This window comes from Streptomyces sp. NPDC059917, assembly GCF_042730635.1.
Lineage (GTDB): Bacteria > Actinomycetota > Actinomycetes > Streptomycetales > Streptomycetaceae > Streptomyces.
Window position 1 is genome coordinate 53,292 of record NZ_JBHWLC010000010.1, and the last position, 26,407, is coordinate 79,698.

Annotated in this window: 24 protein-coding genes and 1 riboswitch; of the genes, 13 read left to right on the forward strand and 11 right to left on the reverse strand. The window is 73.7% G+C overall.

The annotated features are described in order from the left end of the window. Positions 1–4 precede the first annotated feature (4 nt). Genes ACFWAR_RS08675 through ACFWAR_RS08685 form a run of 3 tightly spaced genes read right to left on the reverse strand, consistent with a single transcriptional unit; the run spans position 5 to position 2,515 of the window. Complete coding sequence (locus ACFWAR_RS08675) at positions 5–1,456, reverse strand: DUF2079 domain-containing protein (RefSeq protein ID WP_385774514.1); 1,452 nt, start codon at positions 1,454–1,456, stop codon at positions 5–7. Then, on the reverse strand, positions 1,453–2,034 hold the full coding sequence (locus tag ACFWAR_RS08680; protein WP_385774516.1) for a hypothetical protein: 582 nt from the start codon (positions 2,032–2,034) through the stop codon (positions 1,453–1,455). Before ACFWAR_RS08680 ends, ACFWAR_RS08675 begins: the two co-directional genes overlap by 4 nt. Beyond that, complete coding sequence (locus ACFWAR_RS08685) at positions 2,027–2,515, reverse strand: SigE family RNA polymerase sigma factor (protein ID WP_385774518.1); 489 nt, start codon at positions 2,513–2,515, stop codon at positions 2,027–2,029. The genes ACFWAR_RS08680 and ACFWAR_RS08685 overlap by 8 nt, the downstream gene beginning before the upstream one ends. Before the next feature lie 216 nt (positions 2,516–2,731). On the opposite strand from ACFWAR_RS08685, the gene mfd reads away from it, so the two are divergent. Next, complete coding sequence (gene mfd / locus ACFWAR_RS08690) at positions 2,732–6,271, forward strand: transcription-repair coupling factor (protein WP_385774520.1); 3,540 nt, start codon at positions 2,732–2,734, stop codon at positions 6,269–6,271. A gap of 38 nt (positions 6,272–6,309) precedes the next feature. Here the strand turns inward: mfd and ACFWAR_RS08695 are convergent, their stop codons facing one another. Then, on the reverse strand, positions 6,310–6,696 hold the full coding sequence (locus tag ACFWAR_RS08695; protein ID WP_385774522.1) for a winged helix-turn-helix transcriptional regulator: 387 nt from the start codon (positions 6,694–6,696) through the stop codon (positions 6,310–6,312). A gap of 59 nt (positions 6,697–6,755) precedes the next feature. Between ACFWAR_RS08695 and ACFWAR_RS08700 the strand changes: the two genes are divergently transcribed. Continuing rightward, positions 6,756–7,388, forward strand: coding sequence for an NAD(P)-dependent oxidoreductase (locus ACFWAR_RS08700; protein WP_385774524.1), 633 nt, complete (start codon positions 6,756–6,758; stop codon positions 7,386–7,388). Here the strand turns inward: ACFWAR_RS08700 and ACFWAR_RS08705 are convergent. Together ACFWAR_RS08705 and ACFWAR_RS08710 are read right to left on the reverse strand one after the other, a co-directional pair. Beyond that, entirely contained in the window at positions 7,385–8,299 is a 915-nt protein-coding gene (locus tag ACFWAR_RS08705; RefSeq protein WP_385774526.1) for a phosphatidylinositol-specific phospholipase C, read from the reverse strand. The two genes, ACFWAR_RS08700 and ACFWAR_RS08705, sit on opposite strands and share 4 nt — an antisense overlap. A gap of 119 nt (positions 8,300–8,418) precedes the next feature. Then, complete coding sequence (locus ACFWAR_RS08710; RefSeq protein WP_385774528.1) at positions 8,419–8,844, reverse strand: ATP-binding protein; 426 nt, start codon at positions 8,842–8,844, stop codon at positions 8,419–8,421. A gap of 118 nt (positions 8,845–8,962) precedes the next feature. On the opposite strand from ACFWAR_RS08710, the gene ACFWAR_RS08715 reads away from it, so the two are divergent. Further along, entirely contained in the window at positions 8,963–9,832 is an 870-nt protein-coding gene (locus tag ACFWAR_RS08715; protein WP_385774530.1) for a Scr1 family TA system antitoxin-like transcriptional regulator, read from the forward strand. After that, a complete protein-coding gene (locus tag ACFWAR_RS08720) occupies positions 9,829–10,074 on the forward strand; it encodes a DUF397 domain-containing protein (RefSeq protein ID WP_385774532.1) in 246 nt (81 codons plus the stop codon). Before ACFWAR_RS08715 ends, ACFWAR_RS08720 begins: the two co-directional genes overlap by 4 nt. Positions 10,075–10,127: 53 nt before the next feature. Here the strand turns inward: ACFWAR_RS08720 and ACFWAR_RS08725 are convergent, their stop codons facing one another. The 3 genes from ACFWAR_RS08725 to ACFWAR_RS08735 all read right to left on the reverse strand — a co-directional run bounded on the left by ACFWAR_RS08725 (position 10,128) and on the right by ACFWAR_RS08735 (position 11,909). Then, positions 10,128–10,301, reverse strand: a complete 174-nt coding sequence (locus tag ACFWAR_RS08725; protein ID WP_354382961.1) for an Rv0909 family putative TA system antitoxin — start codon at positions 10,299–10,301, stop codon at positions 10,128–10,130. A 121-nt stretch (positions 10,302–10,422) separates the two neighbouring features. Continuing rightward, positions 10,423–11,148, reverse strand: coding sequence for a hypothetical protein (locus ACFWAR_RS08730; RefSeq protein ID WP_385774534.1), 726 nt, complete (start codon positions 11,146–11,148; stop codon positions 10,423–10,425). Positions 11,149–11,201: 53 nt separating this feature from the next. Beyond that, positions 11,202–11,909 (reverse strand): hypothetical protein, encoded by a 708-nt coding sequence (locus ACFWAR_RS08735; protein WP_385774536.1) that lies wholly within the window; start codon positions 11,907–11,909, stop codon positions 11,202–11,204. A gap of 163 nt (positions 11,910–12,072) precedes the next feature. Between ACFWAR_RS08735 and ACFWAR_RS08740 the strand changes: the two genes are divergently transcribed. From ACFWAR_RS08740 to ACFWAR_RS08750, 3 genes are all read left to right on the forward strand, one after another. Next, on the forward strand, positions 12,073–14,118 hold the full coding sequence (locus tag ACFWAR_RS08740; RefSeq protein WP_385774538.1) for an N-6 DNA methylase: 2,046 nt from the start codon (positions 12,073–12,075) through the stop codon (positions 14,116–14,118). Positions 14,119–14,218: 100 nt separating this feature from the next. Next, the gene (locus tag ACFWAR_RS08745) at positions 14,219–14,821 is read left to right on the forward strand and encodes a hypothetical protein (protein ID WP_385774540.1); all 603 of its coding nucleotides are present in this window, start codon (positions 14,219–14,221) and stop codon (positions 14,819–14,821) included. Continuing rightward, positions 14,818–16,320 carry a serine/threonine-protein kinase gene (locus ACFWAR_RS08750; protein ID WP_385774543.1) on the forward strand — a complete coding sequence of 501 codons (1,503 nt, stop codon included), beginning with the start codon at positions 14,818–14,820 and terminating at the stop codon, positions 16,318–16,320. Before ACFWAR_RS08745 ends, ACFWAR_RS08750 begins: the two co-directional genes overlap by 4 nt. An 11-nt stretch (positions 16,321–16,331) precedes the next feature. On the opposite strand, the gene ACFWAR_RS08755 is transcribed toward ACFWAR_RS08750, so the two are convergent. Further along, positions 16,332–18,701: a YfhO family protein gene (locus ACFWAR_RS08755; protein WP_385774545.1), complete on the reverse strand. Its 2,370-nt coding sequence runs from the start codon at positions 18,699–18,701 to the stop codon at positions 16,332–16,334. Positions 18,702–18,880: 179 nt separating this feature from the next. On the opposite strand from ACFWAR_RS08755, the gene ACFWAR_RS08760 reads away from it, so the two are divergent. The 3 genes from ACFWAR_RS08760 to ACFWAR_RS08770 are packed head-to-tail and all read left to right on the forward strand — an operon-like array spanning position 18,881 to position 21,368. Next, positions 18,881–19,507, forward strand: a complete 627-nt coding sequence (locus tag ACFWAR_RS08760) for a SurA N-terminal domain-containing protein (protein ID WP_385774547.1) — start codon at positions 18,881–18,883, stop codon at positions 19,505–19,507. 26 nt (positions 19,508–19,533) lie between these two features. Next, positions 19,534–20,529, forward strand: coding sequence for a nucleoside triphosphate pyrophosphohydrolase (locus ACFWAR_RS08765; protein ID WP_385774549.1), 996 nt, complete (start codon positions 19,534–19,536; stop codon positions 20,527–20,529). A 53-nt stretch (positions 20,530–20,582) separates the two neighbouring features. Further along, entirely contained in the window at positions 20,583–21,368 is a 786-nt protein-coding gene (locus tag ACFWAR_RS08770; protein WP_385774551.1) for a hypothetical protein, read from the forward strand. A 4-nt stretch (positions 21,369–21,372) separates the two neighbouring features. Here the strand turns inward: ACFWAR_RS08770 and ACFWAR_RS08775 are convergent, their stop codons facing one another. Continuing rightward, positions 21,373–22,581: a globin domain-containing protein gene (locus tag ACFWAR_RS08775; protein WP_385774553.1), complete on the reverse strand. Its 1,209-nt coding sequence runs from the start codon at positions 22,579–22,581 to the stop codon at positions 21,373–21,375. A 121-nt stretch (positions 22,582–22,702) separates the two neighbouring features. Here ACFWAR_RS08775 and ACFWAR_RS08780 point away from each other — a divergent pair, with 121 nt between their 5' ends. From ACFWAR_RS08780 to ACFWAR_RS08790, 3 genes are all read left to right on the forward strand, one after another. Beyond that, complete coding sequence (locus ACFWAR_RS08780; RefSeq protein WP_385774554.1) at positions 22,703–24,025, forward strand: cytochrome P450; 1,323 nt, start codon at positions 22,703–22,705, stop codon at positions 24,023–24,025. A 137-nt stretch (positions 24,026–24,162) separates the two neighbouring features. Further along, positions 24,163–25,206 (forward strand): transglycosylase family protein, encoded by a 1,044-nt coding sequence (locus ACFWAR_RS08785; RefSeq protein WP_385774555.1) that lies wholly within the window; start codon positions 24,163–24,165, stop codon positions 25,204–25,206. A 273-nt stretch (positions 25,207–25,479) separates the two neighbouring features. Next, positions 25,480–25,652: riboswitch (cyclic di-AMP (ydaO/yuaA leader) on the forward strand. Positions 25,653–25,654: 2 nt separating this feature from the next. Continuing rightward, positions 25,655–26,371, forward strand: coding sequence for a transglycosylase family protein (locus tag ACFWAR_RS08790; RefSeq protein WP_385774556.1), 717 nt, complete (start codon positions 25,655–25,657; stop codon positions 26,369–26,371). Positions 26,372–26,407 lie beyond the last annotated feature (36 nt).

Below are 26,407 nucleotides of genomic sequence, written 5' to 3' on the forward strand. Positions count from 1 at the left end.
GCGGCTACGGGACCCGGCGGAGCAGGACGAGGCCGCCGGCTTCGTCCGTGCGGACGAACTCCGCGGTCGGGTGGAGGCGGCGGGCCTCGGCGCGGGGGTCACCGGTGTCGCCCGGGGTGTCCGCGAAGACGATCCAGTCGGGCACGAGGCCACGGGTGCCGCCGATCCAGAAGACCCGGCACCGCGAGGTCAGCCGGGCGATCGGCGCGACGTCCGCCTCCACGCTCGCCCCGTCCGGGATGCCCGCGAGGAGCCGCTCGGCCGCCGCCACCCGGTCCGGTATCCGGTACGTCCCCGGCTCGGCCAGCCGGCCCATCGGCAGCACCGTCACGGTGAGCGCGAGCGCGGTGGCCAGCACCGCGGAGGGCAGCTGGAGCGCGTACGCCCGCAGCCACGGCCGCGGCGAGCGCCGGGCCCGGTCCACCGCGTCGACGAGGGCCAGCGCGAGGACCGGCATCAGGACCGCGCTGTAGTGCCAGTCGGTGGACCAGTAGTGCGGGTCCCCGGACAGGAACCGCCAGCCCAGGGTGGGCACGGCCACCAGCAGCAGCGGTGAGCGCGGGGCCAGCAGCCCGGTGGTGGGGATCAGCAGCCAGCCGAGGGTGGCGAGTTTGACGTCGAGCCCGTCGGCCAGGGCGGCGCCGGGCCCCCCGCCCGTCATCTTGGCCCAGTAGTCGTAGCTCCCGGCGGTGTTGAAGGCCGGTATGACCACGGTGAAGACCAGCGCGCACGCGGCCGTCCCGGCCGCGGCGGCCAGCACGGCGAGCCGGGCCGCGCGCGGATCGTCCGCCCGGGCCCGCCGGGCGACCACGCAGGCCAGCGCGGCGAGCGTGAGCCCGAGGTCCTCCTTGACCAGCACCAGCGGCAGCGCCCACAGCAGGGCCGCCCGCCAACGCCGCAGCAGCAGCGCCTCCAGGGCGAAGGCGATCAGCGGGACCGCGAAGCAGATCTCGTGGAAGTCGAACTCGACGGCCCGCTGGATCCCCCAGGACAGGCCGTACGCCGCCCCGACGGCCAGCCCGCGCGCCCGCCCCAGCAGCCGGACCCCGGCCCGGGCGACGGGCACGGCCGAGAGGGCGAAGAGCGCGGCCTGCGCGAGGAGCAGGGTGACCGGGGTCGGGAAGAGCCGGTAGAGGGGCGCGAGCAGCGCGGTGACCGGGCTGAAGTGGTCGCCCAGGACGTTGGTGCCCGGCCCCTTGAGGTCGACGACGGGCGCGCGCAGGTGGGCGTAGGACCGGATCGCCTGCTCGAATATCCCGAGGTCCCAGGACATGGTCTCCAGGCGCTCGTAGCGCAGCACCGAGAGCAGCGCGTAGAGGACGAAGAGGACCGCGCCGAGGAGGTACGGGGACCGGTGCCCCGGCGGTCGGGGCGCCGACCCGGGACCCGCCGCCGCACCGCCCCCGGGCGCGGCGGCGGGCGGCGCGGCCCGCGGCGGGGCGTGCAGCGCGGTCACCGGAGCGGGCTTTCGCTGCCCGGTCCGCCCGGTGACCGGGAGGGCCCGGGGGAGCCCGAGTGCCCGGAGGAGCCGGGGCTCGGGGTGAGCCCGGGGTCCCCGGGGGCGCTGGTTCCCGGGTCCGGGGCCGAGGGGGTCGCGGTGATGCCCGCCCCGTCGCCGGTGCCGGGAACGCCGCCGGGGGAGGGCGATCCGAACCCGGGAACGCCGCTTTCGGGCGGCCCCGACGGGAAGACCGACCCGGACGGGCCCGACGGGGGCAGCCCCTGCGGCCCGGACCGGTCGGCGTGCGGCCCGCTGATCCGGGGCGCGGAGGGCGCGGCCGGGGGCACCTCCCGCTGCCCGGGGCCCGTACCGAGGCCGACGGCGGCGAGCGCGCCGCCCGCGCCCAGCACGCACACCGCGCAGGCGGACACGGCCGCCATCCGGCGCCGCCTGTACCGGGTCCCGCGCGCCTCGACCAGGGCGACCGGGGCGGGCAGCACCCGGCCGCCGCCCTCCCCGGCGGCCCGCTTGAAGGCGTCGCCGAGCAGGTCGTCGTAGCGGGCGGGGTCCTGGGGGTCCGGGGAATCACTCACCGCGCGCCTCCTCGAAGTGCGGCCGGAGCGCGGCGCGCGCCCGGGACAGGTGGGTCTTGACGGTGCCCTCCGCGATGCCGGTCTCGGTGGCCACCTGCTGCACGGACAGGTCGCAGACGTAGAAGAGGACGGCCACCCGCCGCTGCCGCTCGGGCAGCGTGCGCAGGGCGCCGACGAGCGCCACCGTCGCGGGATCGGGTGAATCGGCCCCGGCCGGTGCCGGGGCGCCGTGGCGCCGCCAGGCCTCGGCGGCCCGCCCGCGCCGACGCCAGCGGCTCACGGCGAGCCGCCAGGCCACCGTGCGGATCCAGGCCTCGGGCCCGGCGTCCCGGGAGAGCCGGGACCTCCTGGCCCAGGCCCGTACGAAGGCCTCCTGCACCACGTCCTGCGCCTCGTGCAGGTCGCCGATCATCAGGTAGACCTGTCCCACCAGGTGTTTCACGGAGTGCGCGTAGAACTCCTCGAACTCCTCGACGGTCATGCGGCTCCCGGTGCTGGACAGATTTCGATGGGTATACGCCCCTGCCCCCCGTCCAGGTTGACGTCGCGGCCCAAGATCTTCGGCGCAGGCCGGGCCGACGCCCGGGCGGCAATCCCCCGCGCGCGGCGTCGGGGTGCGCCGTAAGGTGGGAACCCCGGCCCGTCTCACGTGTCGGGCCCTTCGCGTTGCCCCCTCACCGGACGGAAAGCCGCCTTCATGAGCCTGTACGGACTGCTCGACGCCGTCACCCGGGATCCCGCGCTCACCGAGGCGGTCCAGGCGGCCGCGGACGGGAACCGGATGCAGCTGGACCTGGTCGGTCCGGCGGCGGCGCGGCCCTTCGCCATCGCGGCGCTGGCCCGGCGGACCGAGCGGACCGTGCTCGCGGTCACCGCGACCGGGCGGGAGGCCGAGGACCTGGCGGCCGCGCTGCGCTCGCTGATGCCGCCGGAGCAGGCCGCCGCGGTCGTGGACTTCCCGTCCTGGGAGACCCTGCCGCACGAGCGCCTCTCGCCCCGCAGCGACACCGTCGGCCGCCGCCTCGCGGTGCTGCGCCGACTCGCCCACCCGAGCAAGGACGACCCGGCCGCGGGCCCGGTCTCCATCGTCGTCGCGCCGATCCGTTCCGTGCTCCAGCCGCAGGTCAAGGGCCTGGGCGACCTGATTCCCGTGGCCCTGCGCGGCGGCGAGAGCGCCGACCTCGGCGAGATCACCGAGGCGCTCGCCGCGGCGGCGTACGCCCGGGTGGAGCTGGTGGAGAAGCGCGGCGAGTTCGCCGTCCGCGGCGGCATCCTCGACGTCTTCCCGCCCACCGAGGAGCACCCCCTGCGGGTGGAGTTCTGGGGCGACGAGGTCGAGGAGATCCGTTACTTCAAGGTCGCCGACCAGCGGTCCCTGGAGATCGCCGAGCACGGGCTGTGGGCCCCGCCGTGCCGCGAGCTGCTGCTGACCGACGAGGTGCGCGAGCGCGCCGCCGCGCTGGCGGTGGAGCACCCCGAGCTGGGCGAGCTGCTGCACAAGATCGCCGAGGGGATCGCCGTCGAGGGCATGGAGTCCCTCGCCCCGGTCCTGGTCGACGACATGGAACTGCTGCTGGACGTGCTGCCGGCCGGGGCGATGGCCGTGGTCTGCGACCCCGAGCGGGTCCGCACCCGGGCCGCCGACCTGGTCGCCACCAGCCAGGAGTTCCTCCAGGCGTCCTGGGCGGCCACCGCCGGTGGCGGCGAGGCCCCGATCGACCTGGACGCGGCCTCCCTGTGGGGGATCGCGGACGTCCGCGACCGGGCCCGGGAGCTCGGCACCATGTGGTGGTCCGTCTCGCCCTTCGCGGCCGACGCGGACCTCGGCGAGGACACGCTCACCCTCGGCATGCACGCCCCCGAGGCCTACCGCGGCGACACCGCCCGCGCCCTGGCCGACACCAAGGGCTGGATCGCCGACGGCTGGCACACCGTCTACGTCACCGAGGGCCACGGCCCGGCCGCCCGCACCGTCGAGGTGCTCGGCGGCGAGGGCATCGCGGCCCGTCTGGAGGCCGACCTCGCGGCCCTCCAGCCCTCCCTGGTCCACGTCGCCTGCGGCTCCCTGGACAACGGCTTCGTCGACCCGCACCTCAAGATCGCCGTCCTCACCGAGACCGACCTGACCGGGCAGCGCACCGCCACCAAGGACCTCGGCCGGATGCCGACCCGGCGCCGCAAGACCATCGACCCGCTGACCCTCCAGGCCGGCGACTACATCGTGCACGAGCAGCACGGCGTCGGCCGCTACGTCGAGATGGTCCAGCGCACGGTCCAGGGCGCCACCCGCGAGTACCTGCTCGTCGAGTACGCCCCCGCCAAGCGCGGCCAGCCCGGCGACCGCCTCTACATCCCCACCGACCAGCTGGAGCAGGTCACCAAGTACGTCGGCGGCGAGGCCCCGACCCTGCACCGGCTCGGCGGCGCCGACTGGACCAAGACCAAGGCGAAGGCGAAGAAGGCGGTCAAGGAGATCGCCGCCGACCTCATCAAGCTCTACAGCGCCCGGATGGCGGCCCCCGGCCACACCTTCGGCCCGGACACCCCCTGGCAGCGGGAGCTGGAGGACGCCTTCCCGTACGCCGAGACGCCCGACCAGCTGACCACGATCGCCGAGGTCAAGGAGGACATGGAGAAGTCGGTCCCGATGGACCGGCTGATCTGCGGCGACGTCGGCTACGGCAAGACCGAGATCGCCGTGCGCGCCGCCTTCAAGGCGGTCCAGGACGGCAAGCAGGTCGCCGTCCTCGTCCCGACCACGCTCCTCGTCCAGCAGCACTTCGGCACCTTCTCCGAGCGCTACGCGCAGTTCCCCGTCAAGGTGCGGGCGCTGTCCCGCTTCCAGACGGACACCGAGGCGAAGGCCACCCTGGAGGGCCTGAAAGAGGGCTCGGTGGACATCGTCATCGGTACCCACCGCCTCTTCTCGCAGGAGACGAAGTTCAAGGACCTGGGCCTGGTCATCGTCGACGAGGAGCAGCGCTTCGGCGTCGAGCACAAGGAGCAGCTCAAGAAGCTCCGCGCCAACGTCGACGTCCTGACGATGTCCGCGACCCCGATCCCGCGCACCCTGGAGATGGCGGTCACCGGCATCCGCGAGATGTCGACGATCACCACCCCGCCGGAGGAGCGCCACCCGGTGCTGACCTTCGTGGGGCCGTACGAGGAGAAGCAGATCGGCGCGGCGATCCGGCGCGAACTGCTGCGCGAGGGCCAGGTCTTCTACATCCACAACCGGGTCGAGTCCATCGACCGGGCGGCCGCGAAGCTGCGGGAGATCGTGCCCGAGGCGCGGATCGCGACCGCGCACGGGCAGATGGGCGAGAGCCAGCTGGAGCAGGTCGTCGTCGACTTCTGGGAGAAGAAGTTCGACGTCCTGGTCTCCACGACGATCGTCGAGTCCGGCATCGACATCTCCAACGCCAACACCCTGATCGTCGAGCGCGGCGACAACTTCGGCCTCTCGCAGCTGCACCAGCTGCGCGGCCGCGTGGGCCGCGGCCGCGAGCGCGGTTACGCCTACTTCCTCTACCCGCCGGAGAAGCCGCTGACCGAGACCGCGCACGAGCGGCTCGCGACGATCGCCCAGCACACCGAGATGGGCGCGGGCATGTACGTGGCCATGAAGGACCTGGAGATCCGCGGCGCGGGCAACCTGCTCGGCGGCGAGCAGTCCGGTCACATCGCGGGCGTCGGCTTCGACCTCTACATCCGGATGGTCGGCGAGGCCGTCGCCGACTTCCGCTCCGCCGTCGAGGGCGGCGAGCAGGAGGAGGCGCCGCTGGACGTGAAGATCGAGCTGCCGGTCGACGCGCACGTCCCGCACGACTACGCGCCGGGCGAGGGCCTGCGCCTGCAGGCCTACCGCTCGATCGCGGCCGCCTCCTCGGAAGCGGACGTCAAGGCCGTCCGCGAGGAACTGACCGACCGCTACGGCAAGCTGCCCGAGCCGGTGGAGAACCTGCTCCTCGTGGCGGGCCTGCGGATGCTGGCGCGCGCCTGCGGGGTCGGCGACATCACCCTGGCGGGCACCAACATCCGCTTCGGCCCGGTGGAGCTGCGCGAGTCGCAGGAGCTGCGGCTCAAGCGGCTCTACCCGGGGACGGTCCTCAAGCCGGCCGCCTCGCAGGTGCTGGTACCGCGCCCGAAGACCGCCCGGGTCGGCGGCAAGCCGCTGGTCGGGCGGGAACTCCTGGCCTGGACGGGGGAGTTCCTCACCACGATCCTGGGGTCCTGACCCCGCCGCGGTCGCCGTCGCCGTCGCCGGGCTCTCGCCTACCGCGACTCGGCGGCGGCCTCCTGCGCGTCGATCAGCTCGTCCCAGTGGTCCCGCGTCCACTCGCAGGCCGCGTCCAGCGGGCCCAGGAGGCCCAGCCCGAGCGGGGTCAGGGCGTACTCGACGCGGCGCTCCGGGCCCTCGTGCTCCGCCCGCGCGACGAAACCGTCCCGCTCCAGCCTGCGCAGGGACTGCGTCAGCGATTTGGCCGTGATGCCGCCCAGCACCGCCTTGAGCTCCGAGAACCGGCGCGGGCCGTCCTGCAGGCACCGCAGGAGCAGCGTGCCCCACTTGTCGCCCACGCGGAACGGCACCAGGGGGGACGGGCAGACGGGGTCGAACGCCTCGGGGTCCAGGGGCGTCCGGTCGGCCTGCGGCTTCGTCATGATCCACACCGTAGGCCGGTATCCGATCGGAAACCACCTCTCGACCTACGCTCCCGTCCATGGAGACGAACAGCAGCAGGATCATCATCTTCGGGGCCGGCGGCCGGGTCGGCCGGGCGGCCGAGGCGGAGGCCCGGCGGCGGGGCCACCAGGTCACGGCGGTCGGCCGGGCCGACGGCCAGGTGACGGACCCGGCGGACGTGGCCCGACTCGCCGCCGGGCACGACGCGGCGATCGTCGCCGTGCACGACCCCGCGACGAGCCCCGGGACGTTCTTCCCCGCGGCCGCCCGCGCCCTCGCCCAAGGGCTCCCGGCCGCCGGGGTGACGCGGCTGGTGTCCGTCGGGCTGGCGTCCGTACTGCCCACCGCGACCGGGGACCTGTTGATGGACACCCCCGGATACCCGCAGGAATGGCGGGAGTTCTACCTCGGTCACGGCGCCGGGACCGAGGCGCTGCGCACGGCCGCCCCGGCTTCGCTGGACTGGGTGGTGCTCAGCCCGGCCGGGGACTTCGACCACGAGGGCGAGCCCTCGGGTGCCTACGCGCTCGTCCCCGCCGCCGCCGAGAGCCGGATCACGACCGCGGACTTCGCCCGCGCGCTGCTGGACGAGGTCGAGGTCGCGACCCTGCACCGGACCCACGAGGGGGTGGCCGAGCCGCTCCCGACGATCCCGGAGGGGGCGGTCTAGAGGAAGTTCTTCCGGATCAGGAGGTACACGATGTCCGGGTAGAAGTCCGGGAAGTCCATCGGCACGATGCCGAGGTGGATCTTCTCGGTCTTCCGGGCGTCCAGGTACTTGAGCACGTCCGGCAGCGTCAGCTGCGCGTTCTGCTGGGGCCAGTTCCCGCCGGAGTAGCTCGTGAAGTTCACGAACATCTGGGAGGACTCCTGGTGCCACCAGGCGTTGTCGAACTGCTTGACGATGGTGGCGGACTTCGTGAAGTTGGTGGTGTTCCAGTCGTCCTGGATGTTGAAGGCCTTGTTGCTGTCCCAGGTGAGGATGCCCCAGTCGTTCGCGAAGTCCGCCGCGATGATGACCTTGCCGCGCACCTCGCCCAGCGAGGGCCAGAACGGCGCGGTCCACACCAGACTCCGGTAGCCCATGACGTCCAGGTAGTAGTTGAAGCGGCGCCGGAACTCTTCGTCCGAGAGGGCCTGCCCGCCCGAGTTCTCGTTCTTCACCCGCATGATGACGGTTTCACCCGGGTACTTCTTGAAGTGTTTGCGGCAGGCCTCCAGGACGTCCTGGAAGCGGTGTCCCTGGTAGGCGGAGCCGTGGTAGAGGCCGAATTCGTTCGGCGCGCCCTGGAGGCCGTTCAGCCGGATGTCGAGGAAGCGGATCCCGCGCTCCAACTGCTCGGGAACGCCCCAGTTCTGGGTCTGGGCCCATTTGGTGCCGTTGGCGGGGTCGGTGCACCACGAGTCGTGCGTTCCGGGGATCGTCATGCGGATGAGGGGCGTGTGGTCGGACAGTTTGCCCATCCAGTCGGGTGCGTAGTAGCCGGCGGCCTGCGCGGTGCCCGGTAGGGCGAGTCCGAGGGCGGCGGCGCCCCCGGCGCCGACCCCCCACTTCAAGACGTCACGACGGGTGGCGCTCATGGCTGTTCTCCTCAACATCGCGGACTGCGTGCGGCGGTGGTCGAGCCGCCGTGTGCGCCGACGCTAGATACGGCCGCTGACGTTCCGCTGCCGCTGCGCTGACGCCGCTGACGCCGCGCTCACAGCCGCGCCCACACCGTCTTGCCGGGGGCGCCCGTGCCGCGCGGGCGCACGCCCCACTCCCGGGACACGGCCTGTACGAGCGCCAGCCCGCGCCCGTCCTCCGCCCAGCAGGGGTCCGTCTCGGGGAGCACCTCCGGCGGGGCCGCGTCGCCCCGGGCGTCGCTCACCTCGACCCGGACGCGCAGGCCGTCGAAACCGAGCCGGACCTCGAAGTCCCGCCCCGGCACCCGCCCGTGCAGCACGGCGTTGGCGGCCAGCTCCCCGACCACCAGCTCCACGTCCTCGGCCAGCCCGCAGCCCGGCGGAACGCCCCAGGCGGCGAGCTGCGCCCCGGCGAGGTACCGGGCGAGCCGGGCGCCGCGGGGGGTGGCGGAGAGGAGCTGCCGGAACTCCGGTGCCATGTCACTCTTTTCGGTCGTCACCTCACCGAGCGTGGCCGGACCGCCGTACGCTTTCCAGGGACGGCGGCGCTACGGGCGACTCCCGTAGGGCCGGCCGCGGTTGCGTGTACGTGCGGTACGGGCGAGGGCGGATCAGCGTATGAACGACCTGGCGGAACGCGAGGAGGAGCCGGAGCGGCCGGTGGAGGTCGACGGCACGGCGTACCTCTTCAAGGCGCTCGGCAAGATCATCAAGGTGCTGCGGGAGCGGGCGGGGCTCCAGCAGAAGGAACTGGCCGCCCTCGTGCACGTGGGGGAGGACCTGGTCTCCGCCATCGAGCGGGGCGTGCGGACGCCGCAGCCGGACTTCCTGGAGAACGCGGACCGGGCGCTCGGGGCCCGCGGGGTGCTGCTGGCGGCGATCCCGGACGTGAAGGACGCCCTCAAGCGGGCCCGGACCCGTCACCCCGATTGGTTCCGGGACTATGCCCAGGCGGAGGCCAGCGCCAATGCGATCCACGACTACAGCCACCAGGGTGTGATGGGGCTTCTCCAGACGGAGGGCCACGCACGCGCGATCTTCACGAGACGCCGACCGCTTCTCGACGAGGCGACGATCGAGAAGCGGGTGGCGGACCGCATGGCCCGCCAGCAGATCTTCGAGCGGTGGCCGTCGCCGACGTTCAGCTTCGTCCTCGATCAGGCCCTGCTGCTGCGCCCGGTGGGCGGCGAAGAGGTGCATCGGGGGCAGTTGCGGCGATTCCTGGAGATCGGCCAGTTGCGCACCGTGGAGCTCCAAGTGATGCCGTTCAGCAGGGGCGAACACACCGCGATGGAAGGCTCGTTCAGCCTCATCAACCCCAAAGGTCGGCAGCAGATCGCCTACAGCGAGACCTATAACCGCCCGAACCTCGTCACCGACTCAGAACAGGTACGGATCTACGCCGAGCGCTATGGGATCATCCGGGCACAGGCGCTCACGCCGGACGAGTCCCTGACTTTGATCGAGAAGACGCTGGGAGAGCGATGACCACCAAGGGCCTGGCCTGGTTCAAGAGCAGCTACAGCGGTGGCGAAGGCGGCCAGTGCCTCGAAGTCGCCTTCGACTGGCGCAAGTCCAGCTACAGCGACGGCGAAGGCGGTAACTGCGTCGAGGTCGCCGGGTGCGCCGACGCCGTCCACGTCCGGGACTCGAAGGTTCCGGCAGGACCCCGGCTGGCGCTCGCCCCCGCCGCCTGGGCCGCGTTCCTCGGCGGAGTCGTCCCGGCATAGCGCTACGGCCGCGGTGGGGGACCTGGGGTCCGCCCGCCGCGGCCGGTGCGGTGCTACTTGTTCGGGTCGTCGTCGATGCCCGTGCGCTGTTCCATCTGCTGCTGGGCCTTGTCGACCTGGTCTGCGTACTTGTTGCCGGTCTTCTCGTTGATCTCTTGTTCGAGGTTGTCCGAGATGTCCTTGCCCTTGGCCTTGGCCTGGTCCCGGAACTTGTCGAAAATCCCCATGCGGGGCTCCTTCCGTCATCCCGTTTGTGACGGTACGCCCCTTTGATCGAGTCCGCTCGACGAAGGGCCCGGGAGCCGCCCTCCCCTCGCGGGGCGGCTCCCGGGCGTCCGCCGGTCCGGCTCAGCCGTCGGTCTCGACGACGTCCTTGGTCGGCGACGCGGCGTCGACCGGCAGGTTGAAACCGGAGAAGGAGACGTCGGAAGGGTCCTTGCCGGTTTCCACGGCCTTGAGGAGGAAGGGCTCGCCCTTGGTGGCGACGTAGAGGTCCTCGGTCCCGTCGGTGGTCCGGGTGGTCACCTTCTGCGCGTACTCGCCGTTCACCTGCACCACCCCGTCCTTCTTCGCCCCCGAGCTCTTGTCGAACTCCTTGAGCAGGTCGTCCAGGTCGCACAGCGCCGAGAGTTCCTTGGAGTCCGGCGACGAGGCCTTCGTCTTGACCCAGTGCCCGGCCAACTGTGCGAGCGCGGCGTCGGCCTGCTCCTTCGGGAGGTCCTTGAGCTGGGTGCGGTAGAAGGCGGCGTCGGCCTTGAGGAAGACGAACTGGGAGTTGCGGATCAGCTCGAAGGAGCCCTCGCCCTCGACCGCCATCGACCCCTTGCAGTCGCCGGACTTGCTGATCGCCATGTCGATCTTCATCGGCTTGCCCTTGTCCCGGACGCTGCCGGTGATGGTCAGCGAGTCCGCGCCGCGCAGGGCGTCGAGCGACTTGTTCGCCACCTTCGACCCGGACTCGCCGGGGAAGGGGCCGCTCTCGGCGTCGCCGCCGGAGAAGGGGAAGCAGCCGGTGAGGGTGAACAGGGCGGTGGTCGCGACGATCGCGGCGGCGGTGAGGCGGGCAGGGCGCACGGGGGACTCTCTTTACGGGGGAGGGGCGGGGGTGGGGCGGGTGGTGCGGCGGGTCAGGACTTCTTCCAGTCGGCGCAGCCCGAGGACTTGAAGTACGCGTCGTCGGCGTCGATCGTCACGATCGCCGAGCCCGTCGGGTTGTCGTTGGCGGCGATCGAGTCGAGGCCGTGCTCGGCGTCCTTGGTGCGCTCCCAGTAGCAGTTGGAGCTGCCCTTGGCGCGGCCCTCGGACTTGTAGGTGCCGGGCGCGATGTCCGAGCCGACGCGGAGCATGCCACCGTCGCCGGCGATCTCCGCCTTCGGGGTGCCCGTCGCGTCCTTCGGGACGGCCTCCCAGCCCTTGCAGCCGGAGGACTTGAAGTACTCGCCGGCCGCGAGGGTCACGTAACTGGAGCCCGTCACGTTGTCGTTGGCGATGATCGAGTCCATCTCGCCCTTGGTGTCCTTGAGCCGCTCCCAGTAGCAGCGGGAGGCGGCGTTGCCGGTCGTGCGGTAGGTGCCGGGCTGGGCGTCCTTGCCGACCTGGACGGTGCCGTCGCCCTTGATGGCGACCTTCTTGGCCTCGTCCTTCTTCGGCTCGTCCTTCTTCGGTGCGTCGGACTTCGCGCCCTGCTGGGCCGCGGGCGCCGAGGGCGACTTCTGCCCGGCCTCCTCGACCGGGCCGCAGGCGGTGGCCAGGGCGAGGGCGAGCACGGCTCCGCCTCCCGCGAGCACCTGGCGGCGGGCGGCGGTCCAGCTGGTGCGCGGGGCGTGGTGCGACATGGGAATGCCTCTCTCGTCTCTCGCTGTGCGGCCGGAACCGGCCCGGTTGGTGCGACGGGAGTAATCACAACAGAGACTGTGAACCGAGTCAACACGAAACAAGGAAACGATCTCGTTCACATTGTGAAGGGGTCTCTCGCGTGTGTACCGGTATGCTCGGCGCATGTCGGAGAACCCCCCCACTGAGGTGACCGCAGCCGAGATCGCCCGCCTCGCCGGGGTCGGCCGCGCGGCGGTGAGCAACTGGCGGCGCCGCCACGCCGACTTCCCGAGGCCCGTCGGCGGGAGCGAGACCAGCCCCTCCTTCGCCCTGCCCGAGGTCGAGGACTGGCTGCGCGCCCAGGGCAAGCTCGCCGAGGTCCCCCCGCGCGAGCGCGTCTGGCAGCAGATCACCGCCCACCCCGCCGGCGCCGTCGCCGGGCTCGTCGAGGCGGGCTGCGCCCTGCTCGTCGTCCACGACCGGCCCACCGACTGGCTGGAGCTGAGCGCCGTCTCCGACGAGCGGATGGCCGCGCTGCTGCGGCCCGTCCTCGCCCAGGTGCTCACCGCCCGGCTCGGCCCCGGCCACGCCCTGACCGACGCGACGGCCGCGGCGGCCGCACCCGCGTCGATGCCGCTGCTGCGCGCCGCCGCCGAGCTCGCCGCGGGCCTCGGCGCCCGCAACGCCTTCGAGTTCCTGCTGGGCCGCCACCTCGACGCGAACCCGCGGCAGTACACGCTGACCCCGTCCGGCCCCGCCGAGCTGATGGCCGCGCTGGCCGGGTCCGGCGCGCGCAGCGTCCTCGACCCCGCCTGCGGGACCGGCAGCCTGCTGCGCGCCGTCACCGCGCCGACCGCCCTGTACGGCCAGGACGGCGCGCCCGAACTCGCCGCCCTGACCGCGCTGCGGCTCGCCCTGCACGGCGTCGCCGAGGTGCGCACCGCCGCCGCCGACAGCCTGCGCGCCGACGCCTTCCCCCGGCCCGCCGTCGATGCCGTGCTCTGCCACCCGCCCTTCAACGAGCGCAACTGGGGCCACGAGGAGCTGGCCTACGACCCGCGCTGGGAGTACGGCTTCCCCGCGCGCACCGAATCCGAACTCGCCTGGGTCCAGCACGCCCTGGCGCACCTGCGCGAGGGCGGCACCGCCGTCCTGCTGATGCCCCCGGCCGTCGCCGGCCGCCGCTCCGGCCGCCGCATCCGCGCCGACCTGCTGCGCCGGGGCGCGCTGCGGGCCGTCGTCGCGCTCCCGGCCGGGGCCGCGCCCCCGTACGGGATCCCCCTGCACCTGTGGGTGCTGCGCAAGCCCGCCGCGCACGCCCCGGCCCCGCCCGGGCTGCTGCTCGTCGACACCGCCGAACTCGGCGGCGGCGAGGGGCGCGAACGGGCCGCCTGGCCCGCCGTGCACGACGCGGTGCTGGCCGCCTGGACGGCGTTCGACGGCGCCGCCGCGGCGGACGAGGTCCCCGACGCGCCGGGCCTGAGCCGCTGCGTGCCCGTCATCGAACTCCTCGACGACGACGTGGACCTCACCCCCGCCCGGCACCTGCCCCCCGCCACCGCGGGCGGCGGCGCGGCCGAGCTGGGCGCCGTACGCGCGCGCCTCGACGAGACCCTCCAGCGCGCCGCCCGGCTCACCCCGCCCCCGGCCGAAGCGGCCGACGGGCCCGCCCGGCTGCCCAGCACCACCATCGGCGAACTCGCCCGCGCGGGCGCCCTGCTGCTGCGCGGCGGCACCGGCAGCGGCGCGGGGAACGCCCCCGTCCTGACCGAACACGACGTGTACGCGGGCACCGCGCCCTCCGGCACCCTGCTCGACTCCGCCGACGAGCCCGTGCTGGTCGAGGCCGGCGACATCGTCGTCCCCGTCGTCGGCGCCGCCGCCGTCGCCCGGGTCGTCGGCCCCGCCGACGCGGGCGCGGCCCTCGGCCGCAACCTCCAGCTGCTGCGCCCCGACCCGGCCGCCATCGACCCCTGGTTCCTGGCCGGTTTCCTGCGCGGCACCGCCAACAACCGGCAGGCGTCCAGCTACGCCTCCACCGCCACCCGGCTCGACGTGCGCCGCCTCCAGCTGCCCCGGCTGCCGCTGGAGGACCAGCGCCGCTACGGCGAACGCTTCCGCGCGCTCGCCGAGTTCGAGGACGCGCTGCGGCTCGCGGGGCGGCTCGGGGAGCAGCTGGTGCAGGGGCTCTACGACGGTCTCGCGGACGGCACGGTCCGCGCGCGGTGAACGGGACCGCAACGGTTGTGCACATCCCCTGACCGGTCGGGCGGGCCGGTGTATACGCTCGCACCCGAGCACATCCGAACTTCCGCCGTCAGGAGCAGCGATGCACGGCCCCGGCCTCCCGCCGCCGCGTGAGCAGTACGCACCTCAGCGCAGCCAGAGCTACGTGGTCACCCTGCGCGTGATCTTCGTGCTGGTACCGGTGCTCAGCTGCGGGTTCTTCGCCTGGGCGAGCATGCTGCGGCTCGCGATCGTCACCCGGTCCGGCAAGGACTGGGCGCTCTTCGTGCTCTCCGCGCTCTGCGGCCTCCTCGGGATCTGGCTGGTCGGTTCCGACCCGGTGCCCGACGCCAAGGGCGCCCGGACCAACATCGGGATGGTGCTGTCGCTCGCGACCGGCGTGGCCACCCTGGCCTACTTCCTCTACGCCGACCTGCGCCGCCAGCAGCGGCCCCCGGTCGCCGCCTGGTACCCGCCGCCGATGCCCCCGCAGGCGCAGCCCCAGCCGTACGGGTACGGCTATCCGCCGCCGCAGCAGACCCAGTACCTGCCGCGGCCCGAACAGCCCGAGCAGCCCCCGCAGAGCCCGCCGCCCCCGCGGATCGGCCAGGTCCGGGCCGAACTCGACGAGCTGAGCGAGCTGCTGCGCAAGCACGGCGACAGCAACGGCGACGGCGGCGCCGACGGCCGGGGGCACGGCCGGTGACCGAGCGCACCATCGGCGAGCGCTACCAGCTCGCCACCGTCCTGGGCCAGGGCGGCATGGGCCAGGTCTGGACGGCGTACGACCGGCGCCTCGACCGCCGCGTGGCCGTCAAGCTGCTGCGCCCCGACAAGGTCGCGGGCCCCGGCACCGTCGCCGAGGAGCTGCGCCGCCGCTTCGTGCGCGAATGCCGGGTCACGGCCCAGGTCGACCACCCGGGCCTGGTCACCGTCCACGACGCGGGCAGCGACGGCGACGAGCTGTACCTGGTCATGCAGTACGTCGAGGGCGCCGACCTCGCCGACCACCTGGCCGAGCACGATCCGTACCCCTGGCCGTGGGCGGTCTCGGTGGTCGCGCAGCTGTGCTCGGTGCTGTCCGCCGTGCACGCGGTGCCGATCGTGCACCGCGACCTGAAGCCGCGCAACGTGATGGTCCGCCCCGACGGCACGATCACCGTCCTCGACCTCGGCGTCGCCTCCGTCATGGACACCGACACCACCCGCCTCACCCACACCGGCTCGCCCATCGGCAGCCCCGCCTACATGGCCCCCGAACAGGCGATGGGCGGGGCCGTCGGCCCGTACACCGACCTCTACGCCCTCGGCGTGCTGCTCTACGAACTCCTCAGCGGGAACGTGCCCTTCGTCGGGACCACCGCCCTCGGCGTGCTCCACCGGCACCTCTACGAGCCCCCGCTCCCGGTGCGCCAGCTGCGCCCCGAGGTCCCGCCGGCGCTCGAAGCGGTGCTGCTGCACCTGCTGGCCAAGGACCCGCAGGACCGGCCCGGCTCCGCGCAGGAGGTGTACGAGGCGCTGGTCCCGCTGCTGCCCGCGCACGGCGCGCCCGTCGGCCCCCTGGACCCCACCCGCCCCTTCCTGCGCCCGATGGCCCCCTGGCCCGACCGGGTCAGCGCCCCGCCCCGGCCCGAGGCGCCGCCCGCCGTGGCGCCGCGCCGGGACATCCCGGCGGCCGTCGACGAGGTCCGGGCGCTGCTGGACGAGGGCAGGCTCACCCAGGCCGTGGACATCCTCGGCGAGATCCTGCCGGCCGCCGTCGCGCAGCACGGGGAGCACTCGCCGGTGGTCCGCTCGCTGCGCAAGCAGTACGCGGCCACGCTGATGGACGACGGCCAGTACCGCCGGGCCCTGCCCGAACTGCGACGACTGGCCGAGGAGTTCCCGGCGGGCGATCCGCAGTCGCTGCGCTTCCGCTACGACGCCGCCCAGTGCCTGGAACAGCTCGGCGAGGCGGCCGCGGCCCTGGCCGAGTACCGGGCGCTGCTCCCCTTCTTCGAGAACCACTACGCCAACCCGGATCCGGGCCTGCCGCTGGAGGTGCGCCGCCGGATGGGGCACCTGCTGCTCTCCCTCGGCGACCGGGCCGCCGCCCACGAGACCCTGGCCCGGCTGCTCTTCGACGCGGAACAGCTGCACGGCCCGGCCCACCCCTTCCCCACGGAGGTGCGCCGCACCCTCCAGTGGCTGGGCCAGGTCCGCTGAGTGGATCGGGATCAGCTCCCGGCCCGCCGCCGACGCCGCGCGAGCGTCGGCCCGACCGCCAGCGCCAGCAGCACCAGCGCCGCCGGGGCGGCGAGCGCCAGCCCGGCCGTGAGCCCCGGGGGCCGGAAGACGCAGTCCACGGTGGCGCGCTCCGGGGTCACCGGGACCGCGACCAGGCCGAGGCGGGACCCCGCCGGAGCCCCGTCGCAGCTCCAGCCCGCGATCGCCGGGACCGACAGCACCGCGGTGCCCGAGCTGCCGGCGGGCAGGACGGCCCGTACCGCGTGGGCGCCCACCGTCACCGAGCGGGCCCCCGTGTCCCGCAGGGCCCGGGCCGCCGCGTCCAGCAGCGGGCGGTCCAGGCAGGCCAGCGTCCAGGCGGCGGGCGCGCCCGCGTCGAAGACCAGCGCCGAGGAGGCGCCCCGGGAGGTGCCGAGCGGCTGCACGGCGGCCCGGTTGCGCGGGGCGTTCCCGTTCAGCCGGAAGGGGGCGCCGTCGGCGAGGCGGGCCGTGGCGTTGTAGGCGGGCGCCCACAGGAAGGCGTCGGTGCCCGCCCGGCAGACCCCGGGCGCCACCGGATCCTCGTACACCCGGGCCCCGAGCAGGAGTTCCTGGTTGCGGAAGGGCGAGGGCCCGAAGGCGGGCGGCGCCCCGGCCGGTCGGAGCGTCACCAGCGGGGGCACCACGGCCGCGCGCGCCACCGCGCCGCCCGGCCGCAGCCGGGCGCCCACCGCGAAGACGACGTCCGTCACCGGACTGTCGAGGCTCTGCACGCTGCGCCCCCGCGAGGTCCAACCGGCGCCGAGCGCCGCCATCGTGCGGGTGAGGACGTCCGGGGTGTGGCTGCTGTAGTAGGAGCCGCCCTCCCCGCCGAGCAGCAGCGGGTCGTTGCCGGTCAGCGCGGGCCGCCCCGGGTCCGTGCGGTACTCCGGCCAGCCGTCGGCGGCGGCGAGCGCCCGGGCGCGCGCGGTGTGCGCGGCGCCCCAGGGCGGGTAGTCGTCGAGGCCGCCGAGGGTGCCCTTGTGCCCCCACGCCGTGGTCGCCGCCGCCTGCACCAGCAGGGTGAGGACGAGCAGCGCGCCCGGCAGCGGCCCGTACCGGCGCGGCCGGACGCCGTCGAGCCACCAGGCGACGGCCGCCGCCGCGATCCCGGCCGCGCCGAGCCCGAGGGACACCGCCGGGGCGAGCGCACTGCCGGCCGCGACGAGCAGCAGCGCCAGCAGCACCCCGGCGCCGCCGCACAGCGCGCGCGGGCCCGGGCGCCCCGCGGCCAGCGCCGTCCAGGCGGCCAGCACCAGGATCCCGGCCAGCACGAAGGTCTGCCGGTACGGGCTGCCGTTGGGGGTGGCGAAGACGTGCCAGGCCAGATGGGTCGGCGTCCACTGGAAGGAGAGCAGCACCCCGACCACCAGGGCGCTCCACCAGCAGCGCTCCCGCACCGGCACCCCCCGGTGCAGCGGCAGAGCGGCGGCCAGGAGCAGCGTCGCGCCGCTCACGAAGAGGGCGGGCGAGGAGAAGCTGTAGGTCGCGGGCAGCAGCCGGGCGAAGACGTCCGTCCAGGGCGCGGGCGCGAACTCCTTGGTCCACCCCGGGTAGGCCTGCCGGGAGCTGAGGAAGAGGGGGAGCAGCACCGGCAGGGCCAGCGCGAGCCCCAGGGCGGTGCTCCCGGCCGCGCGCGCCGCCACGCGCGCGCGGGCCCGTACGCCCTCGCGGGTCAGCGCCAGCAGCACCAGCAGCACCAGGGCCGCGCCGAGGGTGGCCATGTAGGCGGTGTAGAAGTTCGCCGTCCAGCACACGGCGACGACCAGCGGGGCGGCGACCGGGCGGCGCCCGCGCAGCGCCCATTCACCCGTCAGACACAGGAGCGGAAAGGCGATCAGGCCGTCCAACCACATGGTGTTGTAGGAGGCCTCGATGACCGACCAGCCGCACAGCGCGTACGAGGCCCCCAGCAGGCCCGCCGCCCACCACGGGCCGCGCCGCCGCGTGCGCAGCAGCCAGGCCATGGCCGCCGCGGCGACCGCCGTCTTGAGCACCGTGACGACGTAGACGGCGAGGTCGATGTCCGCGCGCGGGAAGAGGGCCACCAGCGGTGCGAAGGGGCTGCTCAGGTAGGTCCCGTAGTCGGGCAGGAAGGAGGTGCCGAAGCCGGAGCCCCAGTTGAGGAGCAGGTCCCCGGCCGCCCGCCCGTGCAACAGGTCCCACAGCCGCGCGTGGAAGGGGACGAACTGGTTGCCCAGGTCATTGACGCTGCGGTGGCGCGGACCGTAGGGGAAGACGCGGGCGACGGCGTCCCCCGCACAGACGGCCGCGGTGGCGAGCAGTCCCGCCAGGGCCGCACCGGCCAGGCTGCGGGAGCGCGGGGAGCGTGGTGTCGGCATGGTGGGCCGACCTTCGCAGCGACGGAAGACCGCGGGGTGGCCGAGGAGTGAACGTGCACCCCAACACCCTTGGAATCGTTGGTCGAAGCGGTAGCTGGGACGCCCCGGACTGCATACTATCGATCACCGCAAGGCCCTTGTGCACCAAAGCACAATCCAGCCCGGCCCGGGAGGCTCCTTTGCACCGTCGCACAGCGCTCTCCGTATCCGCCGCCCTGCTCGTGGCGGCCCCCCTCCTGTCCGCCTGCTCCTCCGCCGAGGTCCGCCCCGGCACGGCGGCCGTGGTCGGCGGCGAACGGATCACCACCGCAGCGCTCCAGGCGCAGGTCAAGGACGTGCGTGCGGCCCAGGGCCGCGCCGAGCAGTCGGCGCAGCTGATCGAGGCCAGCGCCGGCCTGGAGCGGGTCAAGCTCGGCAAGATGATCCAACTGCGCGTCCTGGAGAAGGCCGCGGCCGACGCCGGGCTGTCGGTCAGCGCCAAGGACGTCGAGGACGTCCGCAAGGCGCAGGTCGCCCAGGCCAAGGGCACGGCCCAGCTGGAGCAGGCGGCCCTGCAGGCCCGGGTCCCGCTCGCGCCCGACCAGATCGACGGCGAGTTCCGCTTCCAGCTGCTCCTCGGCAAGCTCAGCGACCGCTTCGGCGAGGACAAGGTGCTCGTCCCGCTCGCCGCCGCCGCCAAGGAGCTGCACATCGAGGTGAACCCGCGCTACGGGGCCTGGGACGTCAAGCAGATCGCGATCGGGGACGCCCTGACCCCGTGGGTCCAGCAGAAGACCCGGCCCGAGCAGGCCCCCGCAGGAGCCTGAGCCGCCACCGGGGGTAGGTTCGGAGCGTGAACGACGACCACGCTCCCGCCGCCCCCACCGGCCGCATCGTCCTGCTGACCGCCAGCCACCGGGTCGCGCCCGGCCTGCTGTCCTGGTCCGCCTGGCAGACCCTGCACGCCGCGGACCGGGTGCTGTGCGCCGACCCCGGGCACCCGCAGCTGCCGTACCTGCGCGAGGCGGGCGTCGAGGTCGAGACGGCGGTGCCCGACGCCCACGCGCTGGTCGAGGCGTGCGCCGGGGGCCGCACCGTGGTGGTCCTGCCCGGCGGCGAGGGCGACCAGCGGCTCACCGACGGACTGGCCCGCCTCGCCGGGTCGGGCCGGGTCGCCATGCCCGACCTGGAACTGCTGCCCGGCTCCTACGACCTGCCCGGCGCCCGGCTGCTCGACCTGGTCCAGGTCATGGACCAGGTGCGCCGCGCCTGCCCCTGGACCTCCCGCCAGACGCACGAGGGCCTGGCGAAGTACGGCATCGAGGAGGCGTACGAACTCGTCGAGGCCATCGAGGACGGCGACCGCGACGCGCTGCGGGAAGAGCTGGGCGACGTACTCCTCCAGGTCGTCTTCCACGCGCGCATCGCGGAAGAAGGGGGAGAAGGGGAGGACGACGAGCCCTTCTCCATCGACGACGTGGCCGGCAGCCTGGTCGAGAAGCTGGTCCACCGGCACCCGCACGTCTTCGGCGACGAGGTGGCGCGCACCCCCGACGAGGTCCAGGAGATCTGGCAGCGCACCAAGGCCGTCGAGAAGCAGCGGGAATCGGTGACCGACGGGGTTCCGGTGGGCCAGCCCGGGCTGGCGCTCGCGGCGAAGCTCGCCGGGCGGGTCCGCGCGGGCGGGCTGGAGGTGCCGCTGCCGGGCGGCGAGGGCATCGGCTACGAACTGCTGGCGCTGGCCGCGCGCGCCGAGGCGGCGGGCACCGACCCCGAGACCGCGCTGCGCGCGGCGGCCCGGGCCTACCGGGACGCGATCCGCGCGGCCGAGGGGGTCCGGCCCCTGTAGCAGGGGAGGGCGTGTGCGAGGGTGAGCCACCACAAATCTGAGGGGACGGACCGGTGCGTGCTCGTCATGCCGCGAATGCGGTGGTCATCGCGGTGATTCTCGGTACGGCGGCGTGTTCGCCGGGACCGTCGGGGGGCGCGGCCGCGGCCGCTTCCCCGGCCGCTTCCCCGGTGGCGTCCGGGCCCGCCGCGTCGGGCGGCCCGGCGGCCGCCGGGCCGCTGCACGGGCGGCTGCGCGACGGCCTGTTGACGCAGGCCCAGCTGCCGCAGGGCTTCAACCTGAACACGGCGAAGATCGAGTCGACGACGACCGGGGCGCCCCACGCCCCCGCCTCCACCGTGCCGCTCGCCTCGATGCCCTGCTCCGAGATCGGGGTCGATTCCTTCATGACCCGGCACGCCCCGCCGCTGGAGGACGTGGCGGTCGCGATGGAGCAGGTGCCCGCCGTCGACGGCACCTCCGACACCATCGAGGAGGGCTGGTTCGGGCAGGAGTCGATCGACCGGTACGCGCCCGGCGGGGCGGCGGCCGTCATGAGCGCCCTGCGCGACGCGGTGGCGCGCTGTCCTTCTTATAAGGACACGTTCGTCGACGGCAGCTCGGGGGAGACGACGGTGTCCTCGGCGACGACGGCCGCATCCGGGGACGAGGGCCTGGTGGTGCGGACGAGGACCACGATGGCCGACGCGGGCGACCCCTACCTCGGCGAGACGGGCTTCGTCCGCCAGGGCGACGTGATCCTCATGGTCCAGAAGATCGGCGCGCAGAAGCCGCCCGCCGGGGTGGACGCGATCCTGGTGCCCGCCGCGGCGGCCTACCGCGCGGCCGCCGGGCGCTGAGCGCTCAGCGCAGCGGGGCCCGGCCGCCGGGATCGTGCCAGTGCGGGTCGGGCCGGTTCAGGAACCACTCGCCGAAACCGATCGGCCGCTCGTGGCCCGGGCCCGAGACGGCCGGCACCGCGTCGTGCAGGATCCGGCCCGGAGCCGCGCCGAGGTCCGCCAGCAGCGCGGCGGTCTCCGTGACGAACCGCGGCGGCCCGCTCAGGTAGACGTCCTGGTCGGGCCAGAGCCCGCGGTTGCCCAGCGCGGTCGCGAGCCGCGCGGTGGCCTCGACGCGGGGGCGCCCCGGCGCCGGGGTGATGTAGGTGACGGCGAGCCAGCGGTGCCGCGCGGCGTGGGCGTCGATCAGCGGCCGGTCGTAGAGGTGCGCCCCGTCGCGCGCGACCACGAAGAGCCGCACGTCGTGCTCGGGCGGCCGGGCCCGCGCCATCAGCTCCTCCAGCATGGCGCGCACGGGAGCCCAGCCGGTCCCGGCCGCGATGAAGGTGGCGGGCCGCTCCGCCGCGCGCAGGGTGACCCGGCCGCCCGCGGCGCCGAGCCGCACCACCTCGCCGGGCGCGACGTCGCGGACCAGCGCGGTGCTCAGGCGGCCGCCCTCGATCCGGCTGACGTGCAGGTCGAGGGTGTGGTCGGCGCGGGGCGCGTTGCCGAGGGAGTAGGTGCGCCAGGTCGTCGGCACCCGGGCGCTGCTCACGCTGACGTACTGGCCCGGTAGATAGGGGAGCGGCAGGTGCGGGCGCAGCGTCAGCACGCCGATGTCCGCGCCGTAGCGCAGGTGCCGCACCACCTCGGCGTCCCACCACGGCGGGTCCTGGCTCGCGGCCGCGCCCGCGAGCATCACGTCGGCGATCGCCCGGTAGGCCTCGCTCCACGCCTTCTCGACGACCGGGGTCCAGGCGGAGCCGCCGGCCTCGGCGAGCGCGGCGAGCAGGCTGGCGCCGACGGCGTCGTAGTGCTCGGGGCCCGCGAGGAACTTGCGGTGGTCGCGGCCGAGGTCGCGGAGATAGGGGACGAGGTCCTCGTCGTCGATGTGCGAGATGACGTGGGTGAGCGCGGCGAAGAGCCGGTCGCGCTGGCGCTCCATGTCCCGGGGCTCGGTCGGGAAGAGCGCGCGGATGTCGGGGTTGTGCCAGAACAGGTGGGTGTAGAAGTACTTGACCGCGTGTTCGGCCCGTCGTTCCACCACGGCGAAGCTGCTCTTCAAGATCTTCACATCCACAAGAGCGACAGTAGGAGTGGCCGCGAAGGCGGGGTCAAGGGAAGGGTGATCTACGGCCAGCCGCGGAAAACCAGTCATATGGGATGACCGGCGAGGGGCGGGGTACGGTCGCCTGGTGCACCAGCAGACCCCCGCGCAGCCCCCGCGGACCCCCGCCGAGCCGTCCGCCGAGCCCTCCGCCGCAGCCCCCGAGGGCGGTTGCCCCGTCGGCGGCCCCGAACTCTTCACCTGGGAGTTCGCGACCGACCCCTACCCGGCCTACGCCTGGCTGCGCGAGCACGCGCCCGTGCACCGCACCACGCTCCCCAGCGGGGTCGAGGCCTGGTTGGTCACCCGGTACGCGGACGCCCGCCAGGCCCTCGCCGACCAGCGGCTGAGCAAGAACCCGGTGCACCACGCCGAGCCCGGCAAGACGGGCATCCCGGGAGAGCGCAGCGCGGGCCTGATGACCCACCTGCTGAACATCGACCCGCCGGACCACACCCGGCTGCGCCGCCTGGTGTCGAAGGCGTTCACCCCGCGCAGGGTCGCCGAGTTCGCCCCCAGGGTGCAGGAGTTGACCGACCACCTGATCGACGCCTTCGCGCGGAAGGGGGAGGCCGACCTCATCCACGAGTTCGCCTTCCCGCTCCCCATCTACGCCATCTGCGAGCTGCTCGGCGTACCGCGCGAGGACCAGGACGACTTCCGCGACTGGGCCGGGATGATGATCCGGCACGGCGGCGGGCCGCGCGGCGGGGTCGCCCGTTCCGTGAAGAAGATCCGCGCCTACCTCGGGGAGCTGATCCACCGCAAGCGGGACGATCTGGGCGACGACCTCATCTCGGACCTGATCCGGGCGAGCGACCACGGGGACCACCTGACCGAGGCCGAGGCCACCGCCATGTGCTTCGTGCTGCTCTTCGCGGGGTTCGAGACCACCATCAACCTGATCGGCAACGGCACCTACGCGCTGTTCCGCAACCCCGATCAGCGCGCGCTCCTCCAGGAATCCCTCGCCGCCGGGGACCGCGCCCTGCTGGAGACCGGGATCGAGGAGCTGCTGCGCTACGACGGTCCCGTGGAGCTGGCGACGTGGCGCTACGCGACCCGGCCGCTGACCCTGGGCGGCCAGGACATCCCGGCGGGGGATCCGGTGCTCGTCGTGCTCGCGGCGGCCGACCGCGACCCCGCGCGGTTCGACGATCCGGACGCCCTGGACCTCTCGCGGAGCGACAACCAGCACCTCGGATACGGACACGGCATCCATTACTGCATCGGCGCTCCGCTGGCCCGGTTGGAGGGTCAGACGGCCCTCGCGACTTTGCTGACGCGTCTGCCGGATCTGGAACTGGCCGTTCCCCCCGAGGAGCTGCGCTGGCGCGGCGGACTGATCATGCGTGGCCTGCGCACGCTTCCCGTCAGGTTCACAACCCCAAACGTTCCGGAAGCGGAATGACCCGTCCCGGGCGCCACAACTGACCCACAGTCAACTCTGTGACCTTGACGTGATCTGCGCATCATCGACTTGTGACAAGCGTTCGAACCGGGCTAGGTTCGCGTCGCCCCCCGCCGCCACGCGAAAGGTCCACCCTCATGCGTTCCGGGAACGGCCGCCACAGACGCCCCCGTCAGGTCCCCGCACTCGTCGTCACCGCCGGAGTCGCAGGCTCCGCACTCGCCCTACCGCTGTTCGCCGCCTCCGGCGCGAGCGCGGCCGAGACCACCACGTGGGACTCGGTGGCCGAGTGCGAGAGCGGCGGCACCTGGAGCGCCGACTTCGGCAGCGGGTCCTACGGCGGACTCCAGCTGACCCTGGACCAGTGGAAGAACGCGGGCGGGTTGGAGTTCGCGGCGCGCCCCGACCTGGCCAGCCGCTCGCAGCAGATCACCATCGCCGAGCGGGTGCTCGCCGCGCAGGGACCGACGGCCTGGCCGCTGTGCGGGGAGTCCTCCGGTCTCACCCGGGGCGGCCCGGCGGCCACGGTCGACCCGGGTGTTCCCGGACGTTCCGGTTCCGTCGCGCCGAGCCCGGTGCGACCCGAGGGATCCGCGTCCCCCGCGCCCGGCTCGCTCGCCGGCGCACCGGCCCCGGCGGCCACGCCGACCTCCACCGGGCACATCCCCGGAGCCACCGGCGCGCCCGCGCCCGGTGACTTCGCGGCGATGCCGCAGTCCCCGCTGACCTCCGTACTGCCCGTCATGCCGGACCCGGCTCCGGTTTCCGGCGGCCCCGGCGCCCCGACGGGGTCCACCGGCACGCCCGCTCCGACCGCGCCCGGCGGCGGGGCGGTCCCCACCGGTCCGACGACGTCCCCGTCCAACACCGCGCTCCCCACGGCCCCGACGCCCTCCACGACGCCGACGACCCCGTCCGGATCGGCCGCCGTTCCGCAGGGCGAAACGGCCGGAGCCGGTGGAAAGCACCGCGGAACGCCCGCCGCGGAGGCGCCGGTCGGCTCTGACGCCGCGTCCGAACCGACGTACACGGTGAAGGCCGGCGACAATCTGACGGACATTGCGAAGGCCGAAGGGGTCGAGGGTGGCTGGAATGCCCTTTACAAGGCCAATCAGCAGGTCATCGGGCATGACGCCGACCTGATCACCCCGGGGCAGAATCTCGATCTAAGCCATAAATAGGGGCACTTCGGGCGCGAAGATCGCCAGGTATGTCCCTTTCGTGCAAATGAGACATGCATCTCTTCCGTCCAACTGGCGTGTCCTGCTCGGTGACTGCCCCAAACCCCGCTCCCACCTGGGCAAACACCCCTCCCGGGAGCGCAAGTAGGGCCCGTTTCTCCCCGATGTCCCTCGTTGAACATCGGGGAGAGACCTGTCTACCTTCTGAATCGCTCGCCACCGCGGGCTCCTTCGACCGCATCGCCGAATCCTGCCGGCGGACGGAGGGAACACGTCGCGCAAGCGCCGAAGGCAGGAGCGGGGGAACCAAGGTAAGTGCCGGAACCGGCCATTGAGAGATGGTCACGGAACCGGCTTGGGGTTAAGCCGCGCACCTCGGTGCGCGACCGGGCAACTCATCCGCCCGAACCCGACAGCTCACTTCGCAGGCGTCGGTGAGGAGAAAACCATGCTGCTTTCCGGCAAGGGCAAGCACCGTCGCGCCTCCAAGGCCACCCGTGTCGTCACCCTCGTCGGTGTCGCCGGTGTCGCCGTGGCGGCTCCGCTGATGACCGCCGGCGCCGCGAGCGCCGCGACCGCCTCCCAGTGGGACGCCGTCGCCGCGTGCGAGTCCGGCGGCAACTGGTCCATCAACACCGGCAACGGCTACTACGGCGGCGTGCAGTTCTCGTCCTCCACGTGGGCCGCGTACGGCGGCAAGGCGTACGCCCCGCAGGCGAACCAGGCCACCAAGGCGCAGCAGATAGCCATCGCCGAGAAGGTCCTCAAGGGCCAGGGCAAGGGCGCGTGGCCGTCCTGTGGCGTGGGCCTGTCGAACTCCGCCTACAACGGCGGCTCGGCCGAGACCCCCAAGCAGAACAAGCCGGAGAAGAAGGTCGAGAAGAAGACCGAGTCGAAGAGCGAGTCGAAGCAGGAGACCAAGCGCCCCGAGGCCCCGGTCACCCGCTCCGAGCGCGCCGAGACCCCGGCCCCGACCAAGAGCGCCCCGTCGACCGCCCCCAAGACGGGCACCGGCTCCTACGAGATCAAGTCCGGTGACACCCTCGGCACCATCGCCCAGGCGAACGGCGTCAAGGGCGGCTGGCAGAAGCTGCACGAGCTGAACAAGGACACCGTGCCGGACGCCGACCTGATCTTCCCGGGTCAGAAGCTGAAGCTCAGCTGAATCCTGCGGTAACACCGGCTGTGACGCTGCGCGGCC

Coding starts and splice junctions, on each gene's coding strand:
- ACFWAR_RS08685 (WP_385774518.1), bottom strand. CDS start 2,515: ATGACCGTCGAGGAGTTCGAGGAGTTCTACGCGCACTCCGTGAAACAC.
- mfd (WP_385774520.1), top strand. CDS start 2,732: ATGAGCCTGTACGGACTGCTCGACGCCGTCACCCGGGATCCCGCGCTC.
- ACFWAR_RS08695 (WP_385774522.1), bottom strand. CDS start 6,696: ATGACGAAGCCGCAGGCCGACCGGACGCCCCTGGACCCCGAGGCGTTC.
- ACFWAR_RS08700 (WP_385774524.1), top strand. CDS start 6,756: ATGGAGACGAACAGCAGCAGGATCATCATCTTCGGGGCCGGCGGCCGG.
- ACFWAR_RS08705 (WP_385774526.1), bottom strand. CDS start 8,299: ATGAGCGCCACCCGTCGTGACGTCTTGAAGTGGGGGGTCGGCGCCGGG.
- ACFWAR_RS08715 (WP_385774530.1), top strand. CDS start 8,963: ATGAACGACCTGGCGGAACGCGAGGAGGAGCCGGAGCGGCCGGTGGAG.
- ACFWAR_RS08720 (WP_385774532.1), top strand. CDS start 9,829: ATGACCACCAAGGGCCTGGCCTGGTTCAAGAGCAGCTACAGCGGTGGC.
- ACFWAR_RS08725 (WP_354382961.1), bottom strand. CDS start 10,301: ATGGGGATTTTCGACAAGTTCCGGGACCAGGCCAAGGCCAAGGGCAAG.
- ACFWAR_RS08735 (WP_385774536.1), bottom strand. CDS start 11,909: ATGTCGCACCACGCCCCGCGCACCAGCTGGACCGCCGCCCGCCGCCAG.
- ACFWAR_RS08740 (WP_385774538.1), top strand. CDS start 12,073: ATGTCGGAGAACCCCCCCACTGAGGTGACCGCAGCCGAGATCGCCCGC.
- ACFWAR_RS08745 (WP_385774540.1), top strand. CDS start 14,219: ATGCACGGCCCCGGCCTCCCGCCGCCGCGTGAGCAGTACGCACCTCAG.
- ACFWAR_RS08755 (WP_385774545.1), bottom strand. CDS start 18,701: ATGCCGACACCACGCTCCCCGCGCTCCCGCAGCCTGGCCGGTGCGGCC.
- ACFWAR_RS08785 (WP_385774555.1), top strand. CDS start 24,163: ATGCGTTCCGGGAACGGCCGCCACAGACGCCCCCGTCAGGTCCCCGCA.
- ACFWAR_RS08790 (WP_385774556.1), top strand. CDS start 25,655: ATGCTGCTTTCCGGCAAGGGCAAGCACCGTCGCGCCTCCAAGGCCACC.